Source organism: Sutterella sp. (genome assembly GCF_052272535.1).
In the GTDB taxonomy this organism is placed as follows: domain Bacteria; phylum Pseudomonadota; class Gammaproteobacteria; order Burkholderiales; family Burkholderiaceae_F; genus Sutterella.
The window spans coordinates 1-4082 of sequence record NZ_DAVZJY010000207.1 but is presented as its reverse complement, the minus strand read 5'-3'; the positions used below and the strand labels follow the sequence as shown (position 1 = coordinate 4082).

The window sequence follows — 4082 nt, the reverse complement described above, 5'->3', positions numbered from 1 at the left end:
CCGGCCGCCACGTTGATGGAGAGGTCGTGCTCTTCTCGCTCAAGCCCGATCCCGCAGACGCGGTTCCTCAGGCGTGATCGTTCCACATCCCGCCCTCCGAGCGGCTCTGCCGGCCTTCCGCCGCAGGCCGCTCTTCTTTTGTGCGGCCCCGCCTCCTCTCCCGCAGCCCGCGCGGGAGACGCGGTTAAGGCTTCCTGCACTTGATTTGCGAGTGATTCTCTTTTGCAGTTTGATCGACTTAAGAGTAGCGTCGATGCAACACATATGCCATCCCCTACATCCCGCAACATTTTCTCTTATGTTTTTTCTGTAATTTGTCTTTTATCCGGGTTTTCGCTTACGACCGAATACTCTCCGTCTGTTAAAACTCGTGCAGATCCGAAAAACAGGTGTGGATCCGCGTGCGCTTCGGCGCGCCGTAGGTTCTTCCGCAGCAACCGTGCAATCCGCTGCTGAAGAGCGCCTGTTTGACCTGCGGGTCGTTCGAGCGTGCACTCGTGCGGTTCGCCACGGGACGACAGTCCCGAAACTTTTAAAGGCTCTGAAAAAAATGTTCAAGAAGACTCTTGCTGCCGCCGCCGTTCTCGGCGCCTTTGCCGGCTCCGCTTTTGCGGCTGACGTTACGCTCTACGGCGTGATCGACACCGGCTTCTCCTATGCCCATTCCAAGACGGACGGCTCCCCCGCCACCGACAAGTTCCAGATGAAGACCGGCCAGCAGGCCGGCAACCGCTTCGGCCTCAAGGGCACGGAAGAGATCGGCAACGGCACGAAGGTCGGCTTCGTCCTTGAAAACGGTTTCGACGCTGACGACGGCACGTTCGACGCGAACGGCGACAGCCGCATCTTCGGCCGTGAAGCGCTCCTCTTCGTTGAAGGCAGCTTCGGTCACCTCGGCTTCGGCCGCGACGGCCAGCTCGCCGGTGGTGCTGGTTCCTACGGCATCGCTGGTTCGAACATCCACCCGTTCTCCACGGGTTGGGGCACGGTCGGCGGCTATAACACCGTCTTCGGCGCCACCGCCGCGCGCTTCGACAACCTGATCACCTACAAGACCCCGACCTTCGCCGGCTTCACGGTGTTCGCTCAGTACTCGATGGACGGCGACACGCAGGATAAGGCTACCCTTTCCACGGGCGAGCACGGTACGGAGAATAAATCCACGGTCAACCGCTACTACGGCCTCGGCGCCAAGTACAAGGCCGGCGCCGCTGAAGTCGTCGCGATCGTCGACTCCATCAACTACGCCTCCTTCAATGTCAATGCCGGCAAGCACTACGCTGACGACTCGCTGAGCGTCACCCTCGGCGGCAACTACAACTTCGGCGTCGCCAAGCTCTACATGAACGGCCAGTACTTCGACAACGCCGCCTCGATGGGCAAGAAGAACGCCCTTCAGTGGCCCGCCTCCTCGAAGAACGCCAAGGGCGAGATGTACGGCGTCGACGGCTACGGCTTCAACATCGGCGCTGACGTTCCCGCTCTCGGCGGCACGGCCAAGGTCGCCTTCGGCTACGGCCACGGCGAACAGGATGTCGTTTCCGGCGACAAGCTCGAGCTCGACACGTACATCGGCACCGTCGGCTACATCTACAACCTGAGCAAGCGCACCGCTGTCTACGCCGCCGCCGACTACATCTACGGCGACTACAACAAGGCTGCCGAAGCCAATACCAAGGACCAGAAGGTCACGGAAGTCATCTTCGGCATGACCCACAAGTTCTAATCTCTGATTAGTCTTGAGAGTTCCCTTCGGATCTAATGCGCAACTGATCTGAAAGAGGACTCGAGCGAAAAGCTCATCTGAAGCCCGACCGGGGACGCCCGGCCGGGCTTCTTCTTGCCCGCTTTCCGGGGCCGGCCTATCCGCGCCCTAAGCCCGCGCCTCTACAATCGACTTCAACATTCCACAATTCGCCGGACACCGCCATGCGCATCCTCCTTGTTGAAGACGATCCCATGATCGCCGACGCCGTGAAGTCGGCCCTCGCCGACGAAGCCCACGCGGTGCAGTTGGTCACCAACGGCCGCAACGCCCTCGCGCAGCTCTCCGTCAACACCTACCAGCTCGTGCTCCTCGACCTCGGGCTCCCCGGTGTAGACGGGATGACGGTCTTGAGGACGCTGCGCGCCGAGAAGAAGGACGTCCCCGTGATCATCCTCACGGCCCGCGACGCACTCGAAGACCGCCTGCAGGGGCTCGACGCCGGGGCGGACGACTACCTCGTGAAGCCCTTCCACATGAGCGAGCTCCTCGCGCGCATGCGCGCCGTGATGCGCCGCCGCAACGGCGCCGCGGACAACACGCTCACGAACGGGATCCTGACGCTTCACGACGACACGAAGTCCGTGGAGATTGAAGGGAAGACGCTCCCCCTCACGAAGCGCGAATTCGCGCTCCTCTCGGCCCTCCTCGCACGCCCGGGCGCCATCCTCTCGCGCCGTGCACTCGAAGACCGCATCTACGGCGCAGGCGAAGAGCCCGAAAGCAACGCCGTCGAGTACCTGATCCACGCCCTGCGCAAGAAGTTGGGCGCCGAAGCGATCCGCAACGTCCGGGGCTTGGGCTGGATGGTCCCGGGCCGCGACGCGGCGAAGGTCTGATCTCCGCTCCACCGACAGAACCCATTCCCAAGATCCATGCGCAGCAACCTCAAGGCCCTCGTCGACATCCTCACGGACGTGAGGCGGACGATCCGCACGGGGCGCTCCGCCAATCCGTCCCTGACGCTTCGCGCGAGCCTCTGCGCGGCGGCGGCCGTGATCGCGTTCGCGGCGGTGGCCTCGGTCGCGATCTTCGGCGCCTCCTACATCCAGGCGAAGGACGCGCAGGACGACCGCCTCGAAGAGGTGGCGGGCATCCTCTCGCGCTCGCGGATCGCCTTCGGGAGGCGCGACGGCGGCACCTTCGAAGCGCTCTACATGGACGACGACGACTTTGAAGCCCGCTACGTCGTCGACCCCGACTCCCCGGAGGCGGAGCTTCCCGCCGGCTCGGACATCCTCGTGCACACGCTCCACAGGACCGGACGCGCGCTGAGGATCCGCCTGCCGCACCCGCTGCGCGACGGCTTCCACACGCTTGAGCTCCACGGCCGCAGCTACCGCGTCTTCTCGCAGACGTTGGTGAACGGGCGGCACGTCGTTACGGGCGAGCGCACGATCTCGGCCCTGAAGGAGGCGTGGCTCGACTCGGTGAACCTCCTCATCCCATTCCTGCTTCTTTCGGTGCTCCTCGCGTTCGTGATCTGGCTGCTCCTCTGGCGGATGATGCGCCCGGTGAAGCAGCTCGCCCTCGATGTCGGACACCGCTCGGGCGACGCCCTGTCGCCCATGCCCTTGGCGGGCGTTCCCTCCGAACTTCTCCCGCTCCTCACCTCCTTCAACGGGCTTCTCGCGCGCGTCGAAACGCTGCGTGGCCAGGAGGCCCGCTTCGTCGCCGACGCCGCGCATGAACTGCGCTCGCCGTTGGCGGCCCTGTCGCTGCAGGCCGAGCGCCTCGAGAAGGAGGATTTGACGCCCGCCGCGCGCGAGCGCCTCCAGACGCTTCGCGCCGGAATCGACCGCGCAGTGCGGCAGGTGAGCCAGCTCCTCACCCTGAAGCGCGCTCAGGCGAAGGCCGCGGCCGCCCACTCCGCCCCCGCCGGTGCTGCGCACGGGGAGACGCCGAAGGCCGACGTGCTGCGCGCCGTGCAGGAAGCCGTTGAGTCCGTCTACTGGGAGGCCGAGAAGCTCGGCATCCAGATCGAAGTCGAAGGCGTCGAGGACCTCCCCGCCGGCGCCGCCCCCATGATGCCGATGGCCTTCGACGACCTCTTCACGATTCTGAGGAATCTGCTCGAGAACGCGGTGCGCTACTCGCCCTCCGGCACGGCCGTGACACTCAAACTTGACGCGGCGGACGCCTCCCGGCCCGTCCTCACGGTCTCCGACTGCGGCCCGGGCATTCCCGCCGCCGAACGCGCGCGGGTGCTCGAGCCCTTCTACCGGCGTCTCGGCACGGGGGTCTCCGGCACCGGCCTCGGTCTCGCCATCGTGAAGACCCTCTGCGACCGTTGGCGCCTCACCCTCACGCTCGAGGA

The 4082-nt window shown here is 65.0% G+C and carries 3 protein-coding genes; all 3 read left to right on the top strand.

Annotated elements, in window-relative coordinates:
- Positions 1 to 550 precede the first annotated feature (550 nt).
- Positions 551 to 1726 (top strand): porin, encoded by a 1176-nt coding sequence (locus ACT6Y9_RS09155; protein WP_443744303.1) that lies wholly within the window; start codon positions 551 to 553, stop codon positions 1724 to 1726.
- A 203-nt stretch (positions 1727 to 1929) separates the two neighbouring features.
- Positions 1930 to 2604, top strand: a complete 675-nt coding sequence (locus ACT6Y9_RS09150; protein ID WP_295480758.1) for a response regulator — start codon at positions 1930 to 1932, stop codon at positions 2602 to 2604.
- Positions 2605 to 2640: 36 nt separating this feature from the next.
- On the top strand, positions 2641 to 4082 hold a 1442-nt coding region (locus tag ACT6Y9_RS09145; RefSeq protein WP_443744302.1), incomplete at its 3' end, for an ATP-binding protein.

What these genes read in the sequence shown, in the direction of transcription:
- ACT6Y9_RS09155 (WP_443744303.1), top strand. Translation starts at nt 551, where the DNA reads ATGTTCAAGAAGACTCTTGCTGCCGCCGCCGTTCTCGGCGCCTTTGCC.
- ACT6Y9_RS09150 (WP_295480758.1), top strand. Translation starts at nt 1,930, where the DNA reads ATGCGCATCCTCCTTGTTGAAGACGATCCCATGATCGCCGACGCCGTG.